This window comes from Acinetobacter portensis, from assembly GCF_010646905.1.
GTDB lineage: Bacteria > Pseudomonadota > Gammaproteobacteria > Pseudomonadales > Moraxellaceae > Acinetobacter > Acinetobacter portensis.
Genome location: NZ_JAAARQ010000002.1, coordinates 755,830 through 779,802, shown reverse-complemented (window position 1 = coordinate 779,802; position 23,973 = coordinate 755,830). Strand labels below are relative to the sequence as shown.

The window sequence follows — 23,973 nt, the reverse complement described above, 5'->3', positions numbered from 1 at the left end:
ATATTAATTCTCCTTTTTTTCTGCCTTAAAGCGTTTGCCACATTTGCTACATTGGTAATCTAAGAAAATGTTTTGATCTACAATTACACCTGCTTTTTTACCAACACGATGGCCTAGAAACCCACCTGTTACACCCACACTAATTGCACCAATAAAAGTGCCAACAGTTCCACCCACAATAATACCTAAAGGACCTGCAACCGTTCCAATGGCAGCGCCAATAGATGCACCAGATGCTGCTCCGCCCACGGTACCTGCGGTTGCTCCTGCACCACTGAGTAATACGCCACCTAATTTTTGTAAGTTTTGCTCATGGTTGCGTTGTTCAATTTCGCTAGATCCACATTTTGGGCATTGCATGATTTTATTCCTTGAACGGTGTGTTTTTAATAAGAACACATTATTTTCTCATTTGAGTTTAACCGATTATTTCCAAATAAGTTATATGCACAATCTTCCAAAAAAAATCTTATATCTGTTTAAGTGAAAAATATCTCATAAAAACAATTAAGTGCGTGGTTTTAATCTAACTTATTAAAATAGATATAAAAAATATCCTAATGCATAAAATAGAATAAATAATGATCTTTTTATGATTTTTTTGAAAGTAGATTGTCGCGCTATTTTTATTTCAGTTGATGGAATTGGATAAGTAAAACGTTCATGAGTAATTTAAATTTGGCTAAACACAGCTCCGACTTTGATATTGATTCTTTACCGATATTGAATTTGGAGTTGTTTAAGCGAGAGGATAGTCAGGCTCAATTTTTAAAAGATTTACAAACCATTGCCAAAGAAATTGGTTTTTTCTATTTGGTTGGGCATGGTATTTCAAAGCAAAGAATTGAAGAGATTCAGAATATTTCTAAACAATTTTTTAGTTTAGATCAAAATAAAAAAGATGAATTGGCGATGATTAATTCACCGCACTTTCGTGGATATAGCCAACCAAATGCAGAAAATACAAGAAATGTTCCCGATTTTCGTGAACAGATTGATATTGGACCTGAGTTAGATGCTTTAGCTGTAAATGATGAAACACCATTATGGGCGCGTATGCAAGGACCCAATCAATGGCCGAAAGAATGGTCTGAATTTCAAGAAATCACGACAGCTTGGTTAAATGATTTAAGGCAAATCGCCATCGACTTACTTCATGCATTTATGTTGGCTTTAGGGCAAAAAGAAGATGCTTTAGATCATCTAATTTCAGGTTCTCCAAATGAATTGCTGAAGTTAATTCATTATCCAAAAGTTGATGATTCTTATCATCAAGGTGTTGGTGCGCATAAAGACTCCAATATTTTAACCTTGTTGTTGCAAGACCAAACAGGCGGTTTACAAGTGTTAAAGGGTGATGATTGGGTTGATATCCCCTACGTGGAAGATGCTTTTATTATCAATATTGGTGAAATTTTAGAGCTAGCAACAAACGGATATTTAGTTGCTAACGTCCACCAAGTTCATTCACCAAAACAGCAAGATCGTTATTCTGTGGCTTATTTTATTTCGCCTAATTTATTTTCAGGAGAAATTCCTGTTTTAGAACTTGCGCCTGAGTTACAGAAGTTGGCAAAAGGTCCAACGAGCGATCCGTTGAACGTCATTCTTAAAAATGCAGGTCAGAATAGTATTAAAAGTCGCTTACGCTCACATTTAGATGTGACGCAAAAATTTTATCCTAAGCAATATGCTGAAATACAAAATAATATAAGGTAATAAGATGAAAAACTTAATAAAAACGGTTGTTTCGGCAGTTGTTGCAGTTTCATTGGTCGCATGCTCTACACAAAAAGAAGAGAGAACAGTCGCACAAACTGAAACCGATAAAATTGTTTTAGGTTCTATTGGTTCAGATGCGCAAATTTGGAAATATATTGCGCAATCTAAAGAAGCTAAACAGCTAGGCTTAGACATTGAAGTGAAAGAAATTAATGATGGTGTCGCACTGAATCAGGCGGTTATAGACAAAGAAGTTGATGTGAATGCATTTCAGTCTTGGGCTTATTTTAAAGCATTTAATAAATTGAAAGGCGAGCCACTTGAAGCCATAGCAACCACTTATTTAGAACCTATGGGGCTATATTCAAAACGCTATAAAAGCTTAGATGACTTACCGCAAAAGGCTGTAGTTGCAATTCCAAATGATGTGGCAAATACATCTCGTGCGCTGAAACTTTTGGAACAAGCAAAAGTGATTCAACTGAAAGCGAATTTCAATCCAATATCAGGCGGCTTAAATGATATTGAAAAAAACCCGAAACAGATTTCAATTAAGTTGGTGAAAGGGGCACAAGGACCACGTGTTTTAGATGATGTAGATGTGGTGGCAATTGGAAATACAAATGCTTTAGAAAGTGGTTTAAATGTGATTCAAGATTCTCTTTCACATGAAACCGTTGAAAACAAAGTGGTCGAAAATATTAATATTTTAGTGGTAAGAAAAGACCGTAAAGATGATAAAAACTTACAGAAATTAAATACGCTATATCATCAACCATTTGTTGAAGAATATATTCAAAAAAATTTTGGTGGTACCAAGCTCGATATTAATCAGCCTGTATCAACGCTTAATTAGAAATTAAAAAATGAAGCAATAAAAAAGCGCCCTAAAAAAGGCGCTTTTTTATATTCACAAAATTAATCGCGAACAAATTCAACAGTACCGTTTACTAAAGATTTAACACGCGCTAAAGATTCTACGCGGTAACCTTTTTCAAGAAGCAAATCACGACCTGGTTGGAAAGATTTTTCAATCACAATACCAATACCAACAACTTCAGCATTTGCTTGATGAATTAAGTCTGCAAGACCTAAAGCAGCTTGACCATTTGCCAAGAAATCATCAATCACTAAAACTTTATCAGTTGAGCTGATGTGTTTGTTTGAAATCGCAATAGTGCTTTCAATTTGCTTAGTGAAAGAGAAAACTTTTGAGCGATACAAATCATCTTTCAACGTTAAAGATTGGTATTTACGTGCAAAAATTACAGGAACACCAAGTTCTAAACCAGCCATCACAGCAGGAGCAATACCTGAAGCTTCGATGGTAATGATTTTGGTGATGCCAGCATCTTTGAATAGACGAGCAAATTCTTGACCAATGAGTTGCATCATTGCAGGGTCAATTTGGTGATTTAAGAAAGAATCGACTTTCAGAACTTCCTCAGATAGGACGATACCTTCAGCTAAGATTTTCTGTTCAAGTGCTTGCACGGGAGAATCCTCAAGAGCAGTTGCTTTTTAAAGCAAAAGCGTATTTTAAAAAGCAACTGAAAAAAAGCAAGCAAAATTGAAAAAATAATTAATTAGTTTGCCCTTTATAGCTTGTTAGTAACAAACCATAAGATGTTTTTTTATCGACATGAGTAACTTTTACAGGTAGATAATCTAATTTAGGTGCTAACCAGAAAATAGTTTCTCGACCAGGTTTTTCATGTTTTAAAACAACTTTCATGGTATCGAAAGTACCATAATTGGTTTTAACTTGTTCATTACCTTGTTTCACAAATCGACGTGATTCAATTTCTTTTGCATCAGCAAGCAAATATGCCGATTTTAAAGCACCATTTTTAAGATCTTCACGTAATTGTAGTTCTGCATTTAGCTCATCAAGCACACCAGATTTCCATGCAAAAGAACGGTTGGTATCATCCTTTTTGGTGTTAATTAGTTTGGTACTTGGGTTGAAGTTAATTGACATGGTGTTGTTATGTACAAGAACTTTACTCGTACGACTAAAATTTGATGAAGAGATTTGCTTATTATTAAAGGTAAATTTACTTGTTTCAGTTGCAGATGCTAAACCAACAGCTTTAGCAGCAAATACATAAGTCCAATTATTACCAGATTGGCTTAACGTACGTGTAGCCGAGCCAATATTTTTACCATTGTAGTTAAATTGATAACCTGCTTGAAATGGACTCATTGCGAAAGCTTGGCTTGAAATACCGCCCATTACCACGGTTGCAGTAATTGCAGAAAGGCTGAGAGCTTTTAAAATATGTTTAGCCATAAGTTGAGTTCCTATTAGTCAGGGATATGTGTATCCACAGATTAAAACTTGTTTAAATAATTATGCAGATAGATCATGGAGATAAATCCAGTATTTCTCAATTTTCTGTATCTAAAATGTATCGAATTAAAGTTGTTTCAAGTGCTATTTCTGCTTAATCGGTGTTACGACCACATCACTTAAATCTTCAATATTACTTTCGATTCGTTCACTCGACATCTTACTAAAAAGTGCCATTAAATTAACGTTACCCATTACAACAAGTTGAGCTTCACGAAGTACGGCATGGTTTACATTTACTTTAGCCAAAGTCTCAATAATTGATTTATTTTTGCCTAACCAGCGGTTTAAATCTAGGTAAAGTAAATCATCTTTTACTTTAATGACATTGAGCTTTTCTAAAATCATGCCTAAAGGATCTTTATTTAAAACTTTTTGATAGAACCATAATGCACATTTCACACCACCTTTATGGAAAATACTTGGATATTTTGCGTCAAGAATCGTGGTTTCACTAATTTGTTCAAATACAATAAGTTGAGATTTCTTGTTTAGCTCCATGAGCGCGAGTTTTAAGTCTACGCTTAAGGTAATACTCAACCCGTTATAATCGAGTGTTGCATATAGGCGTAACCAATCATCGTGCAAATCTGCATGAAGGTCTTTGAGCATTTTTACGTTATCTGTAACGAAACGTTGAAAAGTCGCATTAAGAAACACTTGAGACATGGGAAATTCACGTTCGTCTTCAATGTAATCTTCAGCTTTTTGATAAGCTTGTTTTAAGCGGTTGGAGATATTTGAGATGAGCGTTTGCATATCGTGTTCCAAAAATTGGGTCTATCTTTGACTCAAATGACTTTAATTATATTAAAAATACGAGTTTATCACTTGCAGTTTATCAAAATAAATAGCACCATTTTCAATAGTTTATAAGCTTAGTTTATTTATTGATAGGTTTCACTGTTATCTATGTAAATAGATAACTTAGTCTATATTATTCTGTTTTTACAGTTTGGGAAAACTGACTTTTGTCCGTTTATTGTGATGTCGATTAAAACATTTTTGATACCATTAAAAAGCCACTGGTGGCAAGATTCTATTTTTACTGCGGCATTATTGGTTGCAGGAATATTGCATCTTATTGTTTTAACTTTGCAATTTGCAGAACCAACCGAATCGGATACGTCTACAAAAGATATTGCTGTTTCTATTCGTCCTGCCGAAGCAGAAGTTAAAAATGCAGATTTTTTAGCACAAGAAGATCAACAAGGGTCGGGGACTTTTCGTGAAGCGCATCGTATATCGAGTGATATGCCTGCTGCTATGGAAGATGTCAGTACTGGTGATAAAGAACTTGAAAGTCTAGAGCGAATGCAACAACAACGTGAGTTGAGCTTTGAAGAAAAAGTGTTAATGACCACTTTAAGTTGGAAAAAAGAAGCCGAACAAAACAATCGTAAAAAAGCGATGGAAGAGCTAAACAGTCAATTTCAAGCAAAAGCTTCTATGGTTGCAAGTATTGAAGCACAATATTTAAAACGTCAGCAAAATTTTAGTCGAACTCAAAAAGTAAAAACTTTAGATGGTATTCAGGCGAAAAAAGATGTTTCGGCTGCTTATATGGATAAGTTCCGTGAAAAAGTTGAATTTTACGGTAACCGTTATTATCCAGATCAAGCGAAACAAATGCGTTTATCTGGCGAAGTTCGTTTAATGGTGATTTTAAATGCAAACGGTGGTATTCGAGCAATTCGTTTAATTGATAGTTCTGGTCATATGGTTTTAGATGAAGCTGCAAAAGCATCGGTACGTAAAGCAGCGCCATTCGGGGCTTTCGACTCTAAAATGAAAGATATATCCGAACTTCGTATTATTCGTACATGGCGTTTTGATCCTGCTGAAGCAGAAATTGAAGTGCATTAAGTTATTTAACTGTATATGAAAACCCTTCCTCTCAAAGGGAGGGGCTTTTAATTATAATTTGTTAATAATTAAAGTTCCCTCTCCTTGTAGGAGAGGGTTAGGGAGAGGTCTTCATAAAACCTCTAATAGAAAAGCGAGCCGTAGCTCGCTTTTCTATTGATGAAATTAATTTTGTTCCAAATAAGGATTTTCAAATCCTAACTTGGCTAAAATTTCAATTTCTAATGCTTCCATTTCTTCTGCATCTTCATCAGAAGTTTCATGGTCATAGCCCATTAAATGCAAAGTTCCATGTACAAGCATGTGTGTGAAATGAGTCAGTGGAAGTTTGTCTTGCTCCCGAGCTTCACCTAATACAACAGGAATACAAATGACCAAATCGCCAATAGGAAATGAATCTAAAATTTCAGCCATTTCATCGGGAAGGTCACTTGGGAAAGATAAAACATTGGTCGGTTTATCTTTGCCACGATATTCCAGGTTGAGCTTGTGACTTTCATCATTATCTACACAAGCAATACCAATTTCACAATCGCTTTTTGTGTCGATATGACGTAAAGCTGTTTCTACAACTTTCTTAATATGTGCACGTTTCAAAACCAATTCAGGGGATTGAAAGTCCTGTTGTAGGGAAAGACTCAGTTTCAAAACAAATCCTTAAATCATGTTTAAATTAGTCTTGTGCATCGGCTGCTGTATCATTTTCAGCAATTAATGCCGCTTGGAGTGCTTTACGTTCCGCACGAGCTTCTGCGCTAAGACGTTGTTGATCGCTGTCCCATCCTTCGTATGCTTCTACAATTTTTTGAACTAATTGGTGACGCACAACATCGCGAGAATGGAAGCGGGTAATATGAATTTCTTTGACATTTTCAATGACACGTAAAGCATGTGATAAACCTGATTGTTGTCCTCGAGGTAAATCGACTTGCGTTACATCGCCAGTAATGACGGCACGTGAACCAAAACCTAAACGCGTTAAGAACATCTTCATTTGTTCAGGTGTGGTGTTTTGTGCTTCATCTAAAATGACGAAAGAATGGTTTAGTGTGCGACCACGCATATAAGCAAGTGGTGCAACTTCAATGACTTGGCGTTCAATGAGTTTAGCAACCTTCTCAAAGCCAAGCATTTCGTACAATGCATCATAAAGTGGACGAAGGTAAGGGTCGATTTTTTGGCTTAAATCTCCAGGTAAGAAACCTAGTTTTTCACCTGCTTCAACAGCAGGGCGCACAAGTAAAATACGTTGAATTTCATTACGTTCAAGCATATCTACTGCGGCTGCTACTGCAAGATAAGTTTTACCTGTACCTGCAGGGCCAATACCAAAAGAAATATCACTTTGTAAGATGCGTTGTACATAACGCTTTTGGTTCGCACCACGCGGGTTGATGCGACCTTTTCGAGTTTGTAAATAAACATCTTCTAGGCCAGTATGTTCTTGGTCTAAATCTGTTTGTAGTTCATGGTCTGTTTGGCTACCTTGAATCATAAGATGCAAGGTGTCTGAGGAAATTTGCTGAGATGTTTCAGCTTCATTGTGCAGACGTTGGAGCAAACTTTCGGCTCTCTCGACTGCTTCTGTATTTCCATCGACAAAGAATTCTTCGCCACGATGGGAAATTTGGACATTTAAACGTTGTTCGATTTGTTTTAAGTGACCGTTATAAGCACCTAACATACTTTTTAAACGGTCTACTGAAACACCAGGAAAAGCTACTGTACGTCGAATCGTTGCAGTCAAGAGAGTTCCTTAAAAGTAATCTTGTTATAACCCTACATTACGCCACGTCAGGTTCAAGATTCAAGAGCTCACCGTAAACTAAATTTAAAGTTTTTATTTCAGTAATTTCAATTTCTGCAAAGCGACCTACCCAAGATGCATCACCAATAAATGTGACATAACGAGTGTTGTCTGCTGTGCCGACTAAAAGGTTAGGATCTTTGTCTGAAATTTTTTCAATAAGAACGCGTTGAATTGTGCCAAGCATCGCATCAGTTTTATCGATACTTGAACGTTTAATCCATTTTTGAACTTTGCCTAAACGTTCTTTTTTCACATCTTCAGGAATGGTATCTTCCAATTCTGCGGCAGGCGTACCCGGACGTTTTGAGTAAACAAAGCTATAAGAATGGTCAAAATCCATATCTTTAATAAACTGATATGTTTCTTCAAAGTTTTCATCTGTTTCACCAGGGAAACCAATAATGAAATCTGAAGATAAATGCATATCTGGACGGACTTTACGTAACTTGGCAATTTTTTCGATGTAAACGTCGATGGTGTGGTTACGTTTCATTGCCTGAAGTACATCGTTTGAACCACTTTGTACAGGCAGGTGAAGATGAGAAACCATTTGTGGTAAATCTCGGTAGCATTGAATTAAGTCATCGTTAAATTCAAGCGGGTGAGATGTGGTATAGCGTAAACGACCAATTCCCGGGATTTCTGCAACTAAACGAAGTAAGTCTGCAAATGTGCAAATTTCACCTTCGAAAGTTTCACCACGGTAGCCATTTACGTTTTGACCTAAAAGTGAAATTTCACGAACGCCTTTTTCTGCCAAAGTTGCAATTTCAGCAAGTACATCATCAAGTGGACGAGAAACTTCTTCACCGCGTGTATATGGAACCACACAAAATGAACAGTATTTAGAACATCCTTCCATAATTGAAACAAATGCTTTATGACCTTCAACACGTGGTTCAGGTAAAAAGTCGAATTTCTCAATGTCTGGGAAAGAAATATCAACCAACTTGATTTTATCTTTCTTTGGTTTTTCTATTTGCTCAAAGTGCTGATCAAGCATTTGTGGCAAACGGTGTAATGTTTGTGGGCCAAAAATCATGTCGACATAATTGGCACGTTTTTGAATGTTGTCACCTTCTTGAGATGCAACACAGCCACCTACACCAATAATCAGGTCAGGATTTTTTTCTTTCAGCTTGCGCCAGCGACCCAGTTCAGAGAATACTTTCTCTTGTGCTTTTTCACGAATAGAACAGGTATTCATGAGAAGAATATCTGCATCTTTCGGGTCTTTGGTTAGCACATAACCGTGTGAGTCGCCTAAAAGGTCTGCCATACGGTGACTGTCATACTCATTCATCTGACACCCTTGCGTTTCGATGAACAGTTTTTTGACTGAACCGTTGGCTGGGGTGTGCTGTGGCTGGGTAACAGTGTTTTCTGAGGCAGCTTGGGCACTATTGGGAATGAAGGTTTGAACCGTCATGTAGGCTCCTAAAGGATAAATCTTTATGAAACATGCTCTTATGTCAGGATTTTAGACCTAGTGTATGTACACATGGGTTCCATCTGCATCATAAATACTGAGCAAAATTCAAGGAATGTAAGAAGGCGCATAGTTTAGCAGGAAAATGTTAGAAACTTATAATTTAAAATAAACACGTATTTGTATTGATTTATGGACTAAAATTGTTTGAAAATTAATATTGTTGAATCATGAGGTTACACAACAGAACAGTAGAGTTGTTTTAGAATAACTAAACTACATTTGCTGTTGGTTAATTTCTATATATAAAAGGCACAGTAATGAGAGAAAGCATAAATATGCTCACAAAGATTAAAAAAGAAAAAAAACGCTATAAAAGTCTTGTGTTGGGTATGGGTTCTTTGTGTATGTTTTCTTTTGCTTATGCAGGAGATGAGCAGTTTAATGATGCCTTGAAAGCTGCAAATTCAGGAAATACACAAGCCTTACAACAATATCAAAACTCTATGCAAAATGATGTTTTGGGCTATTACCCAGAATATTGGAATTTAAATAACAATTTGGCTTTTCAGCCATCAAGTGCAATTATAAGTTTTGCTCAGCGCTATCCTCAGTCTGCAATGGCTGAAAAGCTGGCAGCAGATTATGTCGAAGAAAAAGTAAAACAATCGGATTTTTCGAGTCCTATACCTGTACTACAGTATGTTTCGAATCCTGATAAAGCTGAAAGCTGTGCAATGGCTCAAGTACGTGCGCGTTCAGGTGATCCTTTAGTTTTTGCAGAATTTAAAGATGTTTGGCTCACGACAGATTCACAATCTGATTTTTGTCATGGCTTGGCACGTATGATGTCATCAAGTCCTTTAATGACCAAAGAAGATAAAGAACAGCGTCTTTGGGGGCAATTGCGCTCAGGAAAAAGTGGTTTGGCTGTAGCAACGGCACAAAGCTTGGGATTGAATTTAACGCTTGCACAATTTAATTCTATTCAAGTAAATCCTTTAAATTATATTTGGTCTGCGCCAAAAGCTTCAGATGCTGACTATGCATATTTAATTTATGCGATAGGACGTGTGGCGGATAGCGATTTAAACTCAGCATTATCGTCCATGAATCGTAGTGCGGAAGGTACTCCAGATAAAATCCAAAAAGCGATATATCGCACTGTTGGTTATATTGGTGGCACAACGGTGATGAAGAATAATTTCAATCAAGATGTATTGAAAGCACTAGATGCAAGTTACGGACTGCCATTTAGCCCAGAAGAAGCTGAAATTTATGCAAGACAAGCCATTCGTTTTAGTGCGTGGGAAAGTTTAATTCGTGCCATTGATTCAATGTCTGTTACTCAACGTCAAGAAGAGCGTTGGCAGTATTGGTTGGCACGTGCATATGAGCAACGTTCAGATTCTGCATCTAAACGTACATCTAAAGAAATATTTAAAAAACTTGCAGAAGGAACCGGATATCACAATCTATTGGCTAAAGATCATGTAGGACAAACCTATAATCTTGCATCAAGTTACGAGCCTTCTAGTAAAGATATTCAGCGTTTAAGCCAAGATATTCATTTTAATCGAGCGTTTGCTTTAAGAGATGTAGGCGCACCTGCGACTTATATTAACCGTGAGTGGAACTGGGCAGTTCGCCAAGCATATTTAAAACAAGATGATGAACTGATTCTTGCTGCTGCGAAACGTGCAACAGATATGGGTTGGTATGATCGCGCGATTTATGCGGCAGATCGTACAGTGAATAAACACAATTATGTTTATGGCTATGCAACGCCACATCGAGATTATGTTGTAAATCATAGTCAAAATGCAGGAATCGATCCTGCTTGGGCCTATGGTTTAATGCGTCAGGAAAGTCGTTTTAATACCACGGCTCGCTCACATGTTGGGGCAGGTGGTCTTATGCAAATTATGCCTGAAACAGCGAAATTGGTTGCTCGTAAAATGGGTGAAACTTATAATCCTGCTGCATTAAGTGATATGAATGTAAACATTAGATATGGTACATATTACTTATCGACTATTCAGAATCAACTCAGTAATAGCCCTGTTTTAGCAACTGCAGGATATAACGCAGGACCTAATCGTGCACGCCGTTGGCAACCTGAATATCAGAGCATTGCTGCTGATCAATATGCAGAAACCATTCCTTTGAGTGAAACACGTGATTATGTAAAACATGTCATGACCAATGCGGTTCACTATGGTTTATTGCTAGGTCAAGGTTCACAATCTATTGGTAAGCGTATGCAAGACATTCCTTTGCGTAGTACTGGGCAATAGACGACTTAGACTTGGTCTAGTAAAAGTCATGACTTTGATGAGTATTTAAAAGATGAAAAAAGGTGTTCAACAGAAGATGATGAAACTGGGTATGCTTATTCTCAGCATGTTTGGTTTAAGCATTGTTACACCTCATCTTTTTGCAAATACACCTGCAGGCTATGTTTTAGAAATTCAAATGACACCTGCTATATGTCTTCTAGATACATCTAAAGTCAAAAAACGGAAATGTTTGGAAGGTTATACTTTAAACATTCAAGGTTTGTACCCTGAAACTTCTCGTAGAGATTGTAGTACTAATTCATCTGCAACTTTAACGCCTTTACAAGCAAAAGTGGTTGCTCGTGTTATGCCAGATGAGGCTGCGCGTCGACAATTGTGGGGCGCTGTTGGTGGATGTACATCTATGAGTGCGAGTCAGTATTTTAGAACCATTATTAATTATGCAGATCACTTGAAAATTCCATCGGTCATGACAGGGCAGCAAACAACGGAAATTCATACACTTGCACTTCAAACAATGTTAACGAGATTAAATAAAGGCTTGCCTGTAAGTTCGTTGCGCTTTCAATGTGCAAAAAATCGTAATACAAGTTATTTAACTGAATTAAATATTTGTTACGCGACAAATGGAAAGTATAAATCGTGTTCAAGCAATGTCGTTTCTAATTGTCCAAGTACATTTACAATTAAAGGTTCTTACTAAGCTTTTTAGGCTTTTAATTTATATTTTCTATGAGACTTTTGTTCAATTAGATTCTGTTTTACATGCATCAAGCGAATGATTGGAGTACAATCTTTGCCGTTTATGATGATTAAGATTAAATAGAACAGCTATTTAATTGCATTGACTATCCTCTCAATTGGAGATAATTACATGAAGCAAGCAGTTCGTGTTGCCATTACTGGCGCAGCTGGTCAAATTGGTTATAGCTTATTATTCCGTATCGCAAGCGGTGAAATGTTGGGTAAAGACCAACCAGTTATTCTTCAGCTATTAGAAGTTCCTTTTGAGAAAGCTCAACAAGCGCTTAAAGGCGTAATGATGGAGCTTCAGGACTGTGCATTTCCACTTCTAGAAGACATGATCGGTACTGATGATCCTAAAGTTGCATTTAAAGATGCTGACTATGCATTGTTAGTTGGTTCACGTCCTCGTGGTCCTGGTATGGAACGTGCTGACTTATTAAAAGTAAACGGTGAAATTTTCATCGGTCAAGGTCAAGCACTTAATGAAGTTGCTAGCCGTGACGTTAAAGTTCTTGTTGTCGGTAACCCTGCTAACACGAATGCTTACATCGCTATGAACTCTGCTCCAGATCTTCCTGCGAAAAACTTCACAGCAATGTTGCGTCTTGACCACAACCGTGCGGCATCTCAAATTGCTGCTAAAACTGGTAAAGCAGTTAAAGACATTAAAAACCTTACTGTTTGGGGTAACCACTCTCCAACAATGTATGCTGACTACCGTTTTGCAACAATCAACGGTGAAAGCGTTAAAGACATGATCAACGATCAAGAATGGAATGCAAACACATTCCTTCCTACAGTTGGTAAACGTGGCGCTGCAATCATTGAAGCTCGTGGTTTATCTTCTGCTGCTTCTGCTGCTAACGCTGCAATCGACCATATGCGCGATTGGGCTCTTGGCACAAATGGCGAATGGGTAACTATGGGTATTCCTTCAGATGGTTCTTACGGTATCCCTGAAGGTGTAATGTTCGGTTTCCCTGTAACAACTGAAAACGGTGAATACAAAATCGTTCAAGGTCTTGAAATCGACGAATTCAGCCGTGAACGTATCAACTTCACGTTGAACGAACTTGAAGAAGAGCGCGCAGCAATTGCTGACATGCTTAAATAATTTAATCTTTCTAGATTAAGTTAAAAAAAAGCACTCCATTTGGAGTGCTTTTTTTATACAAAATTAATGAAATAATATGTTTAATTTATAAATTTTCTGTTATAAACCAATAGATAATAATAAAATTCAAAGGTGAGTGTTATGTTTGATGCGCAGATTACTCTGGAAACATTGTTCCAACAGCTGGGTCTTGCTTCAGATGAAAAAGATATGGATTTATTTGTAGATCAGCATCAATTGACAACCGATGTAAAGCTGTATGACGCGCCTTTTTGGAATGAAGAGCAACGCCTTTTTCTGACCACTCATGAAACCAATGATAAATGGGGAGTTGTTATTGAGCTTCTTGATGAGTTATTACATGATGATTAATGATATTTGAAGCAGTATTCACAATTTGAAACAACCTAGCGGGAAATATCGCTAGGTTTTTTTATAAATATCTTATAGGTTGGTTAAATAATAAACTACAAATAAACTACAAATAAACTACAAATAAACTACAAATAAACTTATAAGGAGGGCGAAAGCTCATGCAGAACAAACCATCCTTAGAATTATTGTTTTCACAACTTGGTTTAGCCAATAGTCCAGCTGCAATTGAGTTGTATGTTCGTACACATCAGTTACCCGCACAAGTTTCTCTTCATGATGCGCCGTTTTGGAACAAAGGACAGAGATCATTACTCATTAGCCATTTAGTACAAGATGATGATTGGGCAATTTGGGTAGATGAACTGAATCAACAATTGCATTTAGATGCTTATCAGATGCAACCCGTACTGATTTAGAAATACCATATTTAAGCGAATAAAATAAAAGCCTCAATAGAGGCTTTTATTTTTCAGGAAATTTAGTGGAGTTTTGCTTGAATAAGTTGAGAAAACCAAAGTTCTTCTCTAAAAGAATTAAATGCAGGATGTTCATTCAATATTTCTAAATCACATAATTGAGTTTTACTATATTTTATCAACCAATGACGTGTCATAGCTGGTTCTTTTTTAACAGCAGAAGCATAAGCTAAGAAGAAATAAATATCGCCATGTTCGGCTTTAGACATTGGCTTCATAATTTGTTGGGTAATAATGGCATAACGTTGTTCTTGAGTAATTTCATAGAACATCATATATGTTTTGGCTAAATGCAAAGATAAATTGATATATAAATCAAAAGGCATTTCGGTAAATTCAATACGTGCTTGTTCAAGCAAAACAATGGCTTCTTGTAAAAAGTGAACCTGTTCTTGACGAAGATCACTGATCATGACCAATTGAAGACGTAAATCAGCACGTTCTAATGCAAGTTGAGGTGTATTTTCATTTAGGTAAGCTTGGTCAGTTTCACCAATACGTTGAATAATTTGCTTCGTGTTTTCACGCATAGTGAACATCCTCATTGAATCATCCAAACTATATGAGGATGTTTCTTTAAATTTAAAGTTACAAAATAGAATCGTTATGACGCAACCATGAAGTAATAGATAAGCGTTGATGTTTTGCTTCTAAAACTTCGTGTAATAAATCACTTTGAAATAAAGCAATACGGTTTGGTTTAGGTTGAAGTGTATGCCATACATTATTTTTATCTTCTAAGCGTAACTCGCCACCCCAACCATCTTGCCAATCTTCATGTAAATAATACACAGCAGAAATAATACGACCATTTTTACCTTGAGGGTTATCTCGGTGCAAAGCGTAAAATTCGCCTGCGTTATAACAAGCAAAATGCGCTTCTACATTATTGATACCCAAATAAAATGCCCGATTAAATTGTTCAGCAAGAGCATAAAGTGTTTTGGTGTGTTGATGAGAAACTTCTAAGGCTTCATTGAGCCACAAAATATGGTCACTGCGAATAGTTGAAACAATGCCATTTTGAATTGCAGCATCGCGAAATTGATTTAAATGAGAGGTGCATTCTTCTACAAGTTGATGAATATATTCAGAAGAATAAGCATCATCAATAATTGCAAAACCATGTTGATCTAGACCATCTAAGATCTGATCAACATTCCACGACTTTGGGAGAAGAACTGCTTCCATAACTGCAAACTCAAAATAATAAAAAGTGTTCGTTATTCTAGAACAAGATATGCTCCTGAATGAAACTAAATTTCATGCTAAAATACTCGTTGATATGAGGAATAAATGAAACATGAATTACCGTCACCATTACCATGCAGGCAACTTTGCCGATGTCATGAAGCACGTTTTACTGCTTCAATTGCTGACTCGACTCAATGCAAAAGATAAACCCTATCGCTATGTAGACACGCATGGTGGTGCAGGTAAATATGATTTATCGACATCTGAAGCACAAAAGTCTGGTGAGTTTTTAACAGGTATTCACCGCTTAGTTAAGCTTGATGATTCTATTAAACGTAATGCACCTGAAGGCATTCAACAATATTTGAAAGTTGTTGATGCTATGCGTGAAAACTTTGGTAAGGGTGCTTACCCTGGTTCACCATGGTTTGCACTAGAAGGTATGCGTGAAATAGATAAAGCTACTATTTTTGAAATGCAACGCGATGTATTCCAACAATTACGTCATAACATTTTCGATAAGCGTGCAGGCTTGCATGAGCGCGATGCTTACGAAGGTCTTTTAGGTGTTATTCCACCAAAAGAAAAACGTGGTTTGGTTATGATTGACCCTCCATACGAATTGGAGCGTAAAGATTTCCCGCAACTTGTAGAGCTTTTAGTTGCTGCATACAAAAAATGGCCGACAGGTTGTTTCGCAGTATGGTACCCAATTAAAGATCGCGCGATGATCGAACGTTTTGAAAAGAAAATGTATAAAACGGGTATTCGTCGTCAATTGGTTTGTGAAATTTGTGTATGGCCAGATGACACACCTGTTGGTCTAAATGGTTGTGGTTTACTTGTGATTAATCCACCATGGAAATTCTCACAAGATGCAGATGAAGCATTACAGTGGTTATTCCCACATTTACGCATGAGCGAAAATGGTGGACACGCTGCTGTACGTTGGTTAGTTGGCGAATAATTTATAAATAAGTCAGAAATGGTCACATTTAGGAACGAAGAATGACAAATACAAATAAACCTGAACGGGAAATCTCCTCAGCAAAGGAAAGTGGTTTCGATGGAATCACTTTTGAAGTTGAAGAGGAAGAACATACTCATGAAGGGCAGAAAGTAAAACGTCGTGGTATCTATTTGTGGCCAAATTTGATCACAACAGCAGCGTTGTTATCTGGCTTTTATTCGATTATTGCGAGTATGAATCATGATTACACGCATGCTGTTTATGCCATTTTTATTGCAGCATTATTAGATGGTTTAGATGGTCGTGTTGCACGAGCAATTGGTGCGCAAAGTCCATTTGGTGAGCAATTTGATTCATTATCAGATTTGCTCGCTTTTGGTGTTGCACCAGCAATTTTAATGTATAGCTGGAGTCTGCACGATTTAGGTCGTATCGGCTTGGCAGCTTGTTTTGTATATACCGCATGTGCTGCATTTCGTTTAGCACGCTTTAATGTACAAATTGGTGTTGTTGATAAACGCTACTTTATTGGTGTTGCAAGTCCACTTGCAGCCGTCATGATTATTTCACTTGTACTTGTAGCACGTGATTTCCCAGAATTATTCAATTTAAAAGAAGCTGGTAGTCAAATTCTAAATGCTGTAATCATTGTTGCAGTTGGCTTGTTGATGATCTCAAACATCAAATATTATTCATTTAAGACGGTAGAACGTAAGCGCGTTCCATTCTTTGTTTTACCAATTATTGTTTTCATCTTTGCTGCAATGACTTACAACATACCTGTAGGTATATTTGTTATTTCTATTCTTTATGCATTATCGGGCTTTGTAACGACATTCTTTGCAAGAAATAATGCGGAAACAACATGATTTAAAATGAGGAGTTCGATATGACATTGTTTCAAGATTTTCTAGATCAATCTAAACAATGCAATCGGGCTTCTCAACGCTCTTATGAAAGTTTGCCTTATCATCCTCCGAATAAAAAATATAAAATAATTCATAATGCGCTAATCATCCCGAATTTACCTGCGCCACTTCATTATCTAAACTTCCATAGCTTAATTGGACAGCCTAACTCACCTATATTTCAAAATAATAGTTCAAGCCAAAGCCATGGGGTAGATATAGCAACTGTATTGGCAAGCACGAGTGCTCAAATGGTTGGGCATTTACATACCTATTCAATTCAAAATGAATGTTCATTTCTTCAAGATAAATTTCAATTTTCAGATAGAGAACAAATTACAGGTCATTTTCCTGAGTTCTTTGTAGAGCGAGAAGATTCTGAATTAAGTTTTAAACTCAAGATCACAACAACAAATACAATTTCACACTTTTTGAAAATAAGAATGTCACTTGCAGAATATTGGTCATCGTTATGTTTATGTGAGGGAGAGGTGATTTATAAACAGCAAAAAATACATATTAAACAGATTGGATCTTTTGAATATGCACGAATGGTGAATTTCCCATATGTATCTTATGCATTTTTTACATATCAAATCATCAATCTAGAAAATAATAGACAGCTCTTGTGTATGCAAATAAGAAATGAAACAAATCAAATACTACAATCGAGAATGTATTTAAAAGATGGTGTAAAAGGACAAACAGAAATGTTTGAAGACAATGTTGCTTTTAATGTTGATCGAGTTTATCCAAAAATAAAAACACCAAACGGACAACATATGTATTTGCCACGAGAATTTTCATGGGCATGTTTAGATCATGATGGTTGTGGAATATTGGTTGTAGCTCAAAGTAGGGGGGATTTCAAATTTGGGGTTGGTGCAGGTTATGTGGGGAGCTTTAGCTATAGCGTAAAAATAAATAATCAAGAAGAAATAGGCGAAGGTGGCTATTGTGAATACATCGATTGTCGTTCTTTAAGGTGGCAGGAACAAAATAAGGATGATGAAATATATAATTCCAATGCTAATTTCGTCCCATTTATGACCAAAAGATAATAAAAAGTGGTTATTTTGTAGAATAAATAAACAGACGGATAAAAAAAGAGAAATAAATTAAAAAAGGGGGTTGCGTTGGGTAGGGAATGCTGTAGAATGCACATCCATCGGCGGTGATGAAGATTAAAACTTCTGATAAAACAGCAACTTAGCATGAAGTGTTAAGATTGGGTTTTAGAAAGAAAGTTTAAAATAATTTGAAATTACTAGTTGACTTTCTAGAGATAGAGAGTAATATAGCTGACCTAGCTTGCTACTGACGAAGTAGCAAGAAGATCATTAAGAGATTATGAAGAACAACTTGTGTGGATTTTTACTGGTTGATCGATCGAAATTATTTTCATTGATTGAATGGTAGAAATTACTCGAAGTTTATTTGAGAAATATTTGTCAGAAAATTGATGAGCCAAGATTGGTGCCCTTTAAGGCACTAAGCAATATTAAACTGAAGAGTTTGATCATGGCTCAGATTGAACGCTGGCGGCAGGCTTAACACATGCAAGTCGAGCGGGGAAAGGTAGCTTGCTACCTAACTTAGCGGCGGACGGGTGAGTAATGCTTAGGAATCTGCCTATTAGTGGGGGACAACAGTTGGAAACGGCTGCTAATACCGCATACGCCCTACGGGGGAAAGCAGGGGATCTTCGGACCTTGCGCTAATAGATGAGCCTAAGTCAGATTAGCTAGTTGGTGGGGTAAAGGCCTACCAAGGCGACGATCTGTAGCGGGTCTGAGAGGATGATCCGCCACACTGGGACTGAGACACGGCCCAGACTCCTACGGGAGGCAGCAGTGGGGAATATTGGACAATGGGGGGAACCCTGATCCAGCCATGCCGCGTGTGTGAAGAAGGCCTTTTGGTTGTAAAGCACTTTAAGCGAGGAGGAGGCTACTTAGATTAATACTCTAGGATAGTGGACGTTACTCGCAGAATAAGCACCGGCTAACTCTGTGCCAGCAGCCGCGGTAATACAGAGGGTGCGAGCGTTAATCGGATTTACTGGGCGTAAAGCGTGCGTAGGTGGTCTTTTAAGTCGGATGTGAAATCCCTGAGCTTAACTTAGGAATTGCATTCGATACTGGGAGACTAGAGTATGGGAGAGGATGGTAGAATTCCAGGTGTAGCGGTGAAATGCGTAGAGATCTGGAGGAATACCGATGGCGAAGGCAGCCATCTGGCCTAATACTGACACTGAGGCACGAAAGCATGGGGAGCAAACAGGATTAGATACCCTGGTAGTCCATGCCGTAAACGATGTCTACTAGCCGTTGGGGTCTTTGAGACTTTAGTGGCGCAGCTAACGCGATAAGTAGACCGCCTGGGGAGTACGGTCGCAAGACTAAAACTCAAATGAATTGACGGGGGCCCGCACAAGCGGTGGAGCATGTGGTTTAATTCGATGCAACGCGAAGAACCTTACCTGGTCTTGACATAGTAAGAACTTTCCAGAGATGGATTGGTGCCTTCGGGAGCTTACATACAGGTGCTGCATGGCTGTCGTCAGCTCGTGTCGTGAGATGTTGGGTTAAGTCCCGCAACGAGCGCAACCCTTTTCCTTATTTGCCAGCACTTCGGGTGGGAACTTTAAGGATACTGCCAGTGACAAACTGGAGGAAGGCGGGGACGACGTCAAGTCATCATGGCCCTTACGACCAGGGCTACACACGTGCTACAATGGTCGGTACAAAGGGTTGCTACCTCGCGAGAGGATGCTAATCTCAAAAAGCCGATCGTAGTCCGGATCGCAGTCTGCAACTCGACTGCGTGAAGTCGGAATCGCTAGTAATCGCGGATCAGAATGCCGCGGTGAATACGTTCCCGGGCCTTGTACACACCGCCCGTCACACCATGGGAGTTTGTTGCACCAGAAGTAGGTAGTCTAACCGTAAGGAGGACGCTTACCACGGTGTGGCCGACGACTGGGGTGAAGTCGTAACAAGGTAGCCGTAGGGGAACCTGCGGCTGGATCACCTCCTTAACGAAAGATTGACGATTGGTAAGAATCCACAACAAGTTGTTCTTCATGAAGATGTATCTGAGGGTCTGTAGCTCAGTTGGTTAGAGCACACGCTTGATAAGCGTGGGGTCACAAGTTCAAGTCTTGTCAGACCCACCAAATCTGACTAACGCAGTATGAGAGTACTGAGCAAACAGAAAGCAAAGATACATTGAATCTAATGATAAGCTGGGGACTTAGCTTAGTTGGTAGAGCGCCTGCTTTGCACGCAGGAGGTCAGGAGTTCGACTCTCCTAGTCTCCACCATCACATCATTGACTACTTGGTAGTCAAATGAATGTAAGATGAGCTAAGAAACATACAAACAGCTAGATAGCTTATAGAGATTAACAAGTATAAGCGTTAATATACGCGGACTTGGTAATCTCTGTGATTTATCACAGTTTCTAGACCTGACGAAGGCTAGAGCAATCATTAACAGATTAATTTGAGTTGAAATAAATTGTTTAAGGCTCAGAACTGAATTGAATTTAGCAGTAACTTGTTACTGTTGAGTGAAATGAAGAACTGAGAAACTAGCGATTAACTGAATCAAGCGTTTTGGTATATGAATCTAATAGAAGCTGTACTGTAGTTAAATCTACGGACAACAAACTGTATGAGTGTGTTGAAAGACACAATCTGTTGTTATCCTCCTTGTAGGGATTAACGACTGTTTGGGGTTGTATAGTCAAGTAATTAAGTGCATGTGGTGGATGCCTTGGCAGTCAGAGGCGATGAAAGACGTAATAGCCTGCGATAAGCTCCGGGGAGGCGGCAAATATCCTGTGATCCGGAGATTTCTGAATGGGGAAACCCACTTAGCATAAGCTAGGTATCATACACTGAATACATAGGTGTATGAGGCGAACGAGGGGAAGTGAAACATCTCAGTACCCTTAGGAAAAGAAATCAATTGAGATTCCCTCAGTAGCGGCGAGCGAACGGGGAACAGCCCATTAAGTCATATAAGCTTTAGTGGAACGCTCTGGGAAGTGCGACCGTAGTAGGTGATAGTCCTGTACACGAAAGGGCTTATATGATGATGACGAGTAGGGCGGGGCACGTGAAACCTTGTCTGAATATGGGGGGACCATCCTCCAAGGCTAAATACTCCTGACTGACCGATAGTGAACCAGTACCGTGAGGGAAAGGCGAAAAGAACCCCTGTGAGGGGAGTGAAATAGATCCTGAAACCGCATGCATACAAGCAGTGGGAGCCGGCATTGCGTCCGGTGACTGCGTACCTTTTGTATAATGGGTCAGCGACTTATGTTCAGTAGCGAGGTTAACCGAATAGGGGAGCCGTAGAGAAATCGAGTCTTAATAGGGCGAATTAGTTGCTGGGCATAGACCCGAAACCAGGTGATCTATCCATGAGCAGGTTGAAGGTTGGGTAACACTAACTGGAGGACCGAACCCACTGTCGTTGAAAAGCCAGGGGATGACTTGTGGATAGGGGTGAAAGGCTAATCAAACTTGGTGATAGCTGGTTCTCCCCGAAAGCTATTTAGGTAGCGCCTCGGACGAATACCATTGGGGGTAGAGCACTGTTTCGGCTAGGGGGTCATCCCGACTTACCAAACCGATGCAAACTCCGAATACCAATGAGTACTATCCGGGAGACAGACTGCGGGTGCTAACGTCCGTAGTCAAGAGGAAAACAATCCAGACCGCCAGCTAAGGCCCCAAAATTGTAGTTAAGTGGGAAACGATGTGGGAAGGCATAGACAGCTAGGAGGTTGGCTTAGAAGCAGCCACCCTTTAAAGAAAGCGTAATAGCTCACTAGTCGAGTCGGCCTGCGCGGAAGATGTAACGGGGCTAAAACTACATGCCGAAGCTGCGGATTTGCAATTTATTGCAAGTGGTAGGGGAGCGTTCTGTAAGCCGATGAAGGTGTATTGAGAAGTATGCTGGAGGTATCAGAAGTGCGAATGCTGACGTGAGTAACGACAAAGCGAGTGAAAAACTCGCTCGCTGAAAGACCAAGGGTTCCAGTCCAACGTTAATCGGGGCTGGGTGAGTCGACCCCTAAGGCGAGGCCGAGAGGCGTAGTCGATGGGAAATTGGTTAATATTCCAATACTTCTGTGTAATGCGATGAGAGGACGGAGAAAGTTAAGTCAGCCTGGCGTTGGTTGTCCAGGTGAAAGGTTGTAGGCATGTATCTTAGGCAAATCCGGGGTACTCTATGCTGAGAACTGATAGCAAGCTAATTTATTAGCGAAGTGGCTGATACTATACTTCCAGGAAAAGTCTCTAAGCTTCAGTTACACAGGAATCGTACCCGAAACCGACACAGGTGGTCAGGTCGAGTAGACCAAAGCGCTTGAGAGAACTCTGCTGAAGGAACTAGGCAAAATGGTACCGTAACTTCGGGAGAAGGTACGCTGTCGACGGTGACGGAATTTACTTCCTGAGCGGTTGACAGCCACAGAAACCAGGCCCCTGCAACTGTTTATTAAAAACATAGCACTCTGCAAACACGAAAGTGGACGTATAGGGTGTGATGCCTGCCCGGTGCTGGAAGGTTAATTGATGGGGTTAGCGTAAGCGAAGCTCTTGATCGAAGCCCCAGTAAACGGCGGCCGTAACTATAACGGTCCTAAGGTAGCGAAATTCCTTGTCGGGTAAGTTCCGACCTGCACGAATGGCATAATGATGGGGGCGCTGTCTCCAGCAGAGACTCAGTGAAATCGAATTCGCCGTGAAGATGCGGTGTACCCGCGGCTAGACGGAAAGACCCCGTGAACCTTTACTGCAGCTTGACATTGAACTTTGATCTTACTTGTGTAGGATAGGTGGGAGGCTTTGAAGTCGTGACGCTAGTTGCGATGGAGCCAATCTTGAAATACCACCCTGGTAATATTGAGGTTCTAACTCTGCTCCATAATCTGGAGCGAGGACCATGTCTGGTGGGTAGTTTGACTGGGGCGGTCTCCTCCTAAAGAGTAACGGAGGAGTACGAAGGTGCGCTCAGCGTGGTCGGAAATCACGCGTAGAGTATAAAGGCAAAAGCGCGCTTAACTGCGAGACCCACAAGTCGAGCAGGTACGAAAGTAGGTCTTAGTGATCCGGTGGTTCTGTATGGAAGGGCCATCGCTCAACGGATAAAAGGTACTCTGGGGATAACAGGCTGATACCGCCCAAGAGTTCATATCGACGGCGGTGTTTGGCACCTCGATGTCGGCTCATCTCATCCTGGGGCTGAAGCAGGTCCCAAGGGTATGGCTGTTCGCCATTTAAAGAGGTACGCGAGCTGGGTTTAGAACGTCGTGAGACAGTTCGGTCCCTATCTACCGTGGGCGTTGGAAATTTGAGAGGATCTGCTCCTAGTACGAGAGGACCAGAGTGGACGAACCTCTGGTGTACCGGTTGTGACGCCAGTCGCATCGCCGGGTAGCTATGTTCGGAAGGGATAACCGCTGAAAGCATCTAAGCGGGAAGCCTACCTCAAGATAAGATTTCCCAAGGACTTTATGTCCTCTAAAGAGCCGTTGAAGACTACGACGTTGATAGGTTGGATGTGGAAGTGCAGTGATGCATGAAGCTGACCAATACTAATTGCTCGTGAGGCTTGACTATACAACACCCAAACAGTTGTTGTTTCGAAAGATTTCAAAGCAAAATGCTTGATTTAGTGAACGCTAG

The 23,973-nt window shown here is 39.3% G+C and carries 20 protein-coding genes, 2 tRNA genes and 2 rRNA genes; 15 read left to right on the top strand and 9 right to left on the bottom strand.

Annotated elements, in window-relative coordinates; genetic code table 11:
* Positions 1-3: 3 nt before the first annotated feature.
* Entirely contained in the window at positions 4-360 is a 357-nt protein-coding gene (locus tag GTK57_RS03630; protein WP_152875302.1) for a hypothetical protein, read from the bottom strand.
* A gap of 303 nt (positions 361-663) precedes the next feature.
* On the opposite strand from GTK57_RS03630, the gene GTK57_RS03625 reads away from it, so the two are divergent.
* Together GTK57_RS03625 and GTK57_RS03620 are read left to right on the top strand one after the other, a co-directional pair.
* Entirely contained in the window at positions 664-1,719 is a 1,056-nt protein-coding gene (locus GTK57_RS03625) for an isopenicillin N synthase family dioxygenase (protein ID WP_163121375.1), read from the top strand.
* Between the two features lie 4 nt (positions 1,720-1,723).
* Complete coding sequence (locus tag GTK57_RS03620) at positions 1,724-2,578, top strand: MetQ/NlpA family ABC transporter substrate-binding protein (RefSeq protein ID WP_152875300.1); 855 nt, start codon at positions 1,724-1,726, stop codon at positions 2,576-2,578.
* Positions 2,579-2,640: 62 nt separating this feature from the next.
* Here GTK57_RS03620 and GTK57_RS03615 read toward each other — a convergent pair whose 3' ends face one another.
* The 3 genes from GTK57_RS03615 to GTK57_RS03605 form a co-directional block, all read right to left on the bottom strand.
* Positions 2,641-3,216 carry a xanthine phosphoribosyltransferase gene (locus tag GTK57_RS03615; protein ID WP_163121373.1) on the bottom strand — a complete coding sequence of 192 codons (576 nt, stop codon included), beginning with the start codon at positions 3,214-3,216 and terminating at the stop codon, positions 2,641-2,643.
* 88 nt (positions 3,217-3,304) lie between these two features.
* Positions 3,305-4,015, bottom strand: coding sequence for a DUF3108 domain-containing protein (locus tag GTK57_RS03610; protein ID WP_152875298.1), 711 nt, complete (start codon positions 4,013-4,015; stop codon positions 3,305-3,307).
* 144 nt (positions 4,016-4,159) lie between these two features.
* Positions 4,160-4,834, bottom strand: a complete 675-nt coding sequence (locus GTK57_RS03605; RefSeq protein WP_152875297.1) for a hypothetical protein — start codon at positions 4,832-4,834, stop codon at positions 4,160-4,162.
* A 228-nt stretch (positions 4,835-5,062) separates the two neighbouring features.
* Between GTK57_RS03605 and GTK57_RS03600 the strand changes: the two genes are divergently transcribed.
* Positions 5,063-5,941 (top strand): energy transducer TonB, encoded by an 879-nt coding sequence (locus tag GTK57_RS03600; RefSeq protein WP_163121371.1) that lies wholly within the window; start codon positions 5,063-5,065, stop codon positions 5,939-5,941.
* 165 nt (positions 5,942-6,106) lie between these two features.
* Here the strand turns inward: GTK57_RS03600 and ybeY are convergent, their stop codons facing one another.
* Genes ybeY through miaB form a run of 3 tightly spaced genes read right to left on the bottom strand, consistent with a single transcriptional unit; the run spans position 6,107 to position 9,180 of the window.
* Positions 6,107-6,589, bottom strand: coding sequence for an rRNA maturation RNase YbeY (gene ybeY, locus GTK57_RS03595; RefSeq protein WP_152875296.1), 483 nt, complete (start codon positions 6,587-6,589; stop codon positions 6,107-6,109).
* 25 nt (positions 6,590-6,614) lie between these two features.
* Entirely contained in the window at positions 6,615-7,688 is a 1,074-nt protein-coding gene (locus GTK57_RS03590) for a PhoH family protein (protein WP_152875294.1), read from the bottom strand.
* Positions 7,689-7,725: 37 nt separating this feature from the next.
* Positions 7,726-9,180, bottom strand: a complete 1,455-nt coding sequence (miaB, locus tag GTK57_RS03585; RefSeq protein WP_152875292.1) for a tRNA (N6-isopentenyl adenosine(37)-C2)-methylthiotransferase MiaB — start codon at positions 9,178-9,180, stop codon at positions 7,726-7,728.
* A 392-nt stretch (positions 9,181-9,572) separates the two neighbouring features.
* Between miaB and GTK57_RS03580 the strand changes: the two genes are divergently transcribed.
* From GTK57_RS03580 to GTK57_RS03560, 5 genes are all read left to right on the top strand, one after another.
* The gene (locus tag GTK57_RS03580; protein ID WP_407925927.1) at positions 9,573-11,477 is read left to right on the top strand and encodes a lytic transglycosylase domain-containing protein; all 1,905 of its coding nucleotides are present in this window, start codon (positions 9,573-9,575) and stop codon (positions 11,475-11,477) included.
* A gap of 52 nt (positions 11,478-11,529) precedes the next feature.
* Entirely contained in the window at positions 11,530-12,183 is a 654-nt protein-coding gene (locus GTK57_RS03575; RefSeq protein WP_163121367.1) for a ribonuclease T2 family protein, read from the top strand.
* Between the two features lie 171 nt (positions 12,184-12,354).
* Positions 12,355-13,341, top strand: a complete 987-nt coding sequence (locus GTK57_RS03570; protein WP_067868465.1) for a malate dehydrogenase — start codon at positions 12,355-12,357, stop codon at positions 13,339-13,341.
* A 141-nt stretch (positions 13,342-13,482) separates the two neighbouring features.
* On the top strand, positions 13,483-13,713 hold the full coding sequence (locus tag GTK57_RS03565) for a DUF2789 family protein (protein WP_152872844.1): 231 nt from the start codon (positions 13,483-13,485) through the stop codon (positions 13,711-13,713).
* Positions 13,714-13,874: 161 nt separating this feature from the next.
* Positions 13,875-14,132, top strand: coding sequence for a DUF2789 family protein (locus GTK57_RS03560; RefSeq protein WP_163121365.1), 258 nt, complete (start codon positions 13,875-13,877; stop codon positions 14,130-14,132).
* 62 nt (positions 14,133-14,194) lie between these two features.
* On the opposite strand, the gene GTK57_RS03555 is transcribed toward GTK57_RS03560, so the two are convergent.
* Complete coding sequence (locus tag GTK57_RS03555; protein WP_163121363.1) at positions 14,195-14,722, bottom strand: hypothetical protein; 528 nt, start codon at positions 14,720-14,722, stop codon at positions 14,195-14,197.
* A 58-nt stretch (positions 14,723-14,780) separates the two neighbouring features.
* Entirely contained in the window at positions 14,781-15,383 is a 603-nt protein-coding gene (locus GTK57_RS03550) for a 2OG-Fe(II) oxygenase (RefSeq protein ID WP_152872841.1), read from the bottom strand.
* 112 nt (positions 15,384-15,495) lie between these two features.
* Between GTK57_RS03550 and GTK57_RS03545 the strand changes: the two genes are divergently transcribed.
* From GTK57_RS03545 to GTK57_RS03515, 7 genes are all read left to right on the top strand, one after another.
* Positions 15,496-16,353: a 23S rRNA (adenine(2030)-N(6))-methyltransferase RlmJ gene (locus GTK57_RS03545; protein WP_152872840.1), complete on the top strand. Its 858-nt coding sequence runs from the start codon at positions 15,496-15,498 to the stop codon at positions 16,351-16,353.
* Positions 16,354-16,394: 41 nt separating this feature from the next.
* Entirely contained in the window at positions 16,395-17,225 is an 831-nt protein-coding gene (gene pssA / locus GTK57_RS03540; RefSeq protein ID WP_163121361.1) for a CDP-diacylglycerol--serine O-phosphatidyltransferase, read from the top strand.
* Between the two features lie 20 nt (positions 17,226-17,245).
* Positions 17,246-18,325, top strand: a complete 1,080-nt coding sequence (locus tag GTK57_RS03535; RefSeq protein ID WP_152872838.1) for a DUF6670 family protein — start codon at positions 17,246-17,248, stop codon at positions 18,323-18,325.
* Positions 18,326-18,767: 442 nt separating this feature from the next.
* Positions 18,768-20,304 (top strand): 16S ribosomal RNA (locus tag GTK57_RS03530).
* Between the two features lie 61 nt (positions 20,305-20,365).
* Positions 20,366-20,442: transfer RNA gene (locus GTK57_RS03525), tRNA-Ile, on the top strand.
* A gap of 71 nt (positions 20,443-20,513) precedes the next feature.
* Positions 20,514-20,589 (top strand) — tRNA-Ala (locus tag GTK57_RS03520).
* Between the two features lie 422 nt (positions 20,590-21,011).
* Positions 21,012-23,907 (top strand): 23S ribosomal RNA (locus tag GTK57_RS03515).
* The 16S and 23S rRNA genes sit together here with 2 tRNA genes alongside, the layout of an rRNA operon.
* Positions 23,908-23,973: the final 66 nt, after the last annotated feature.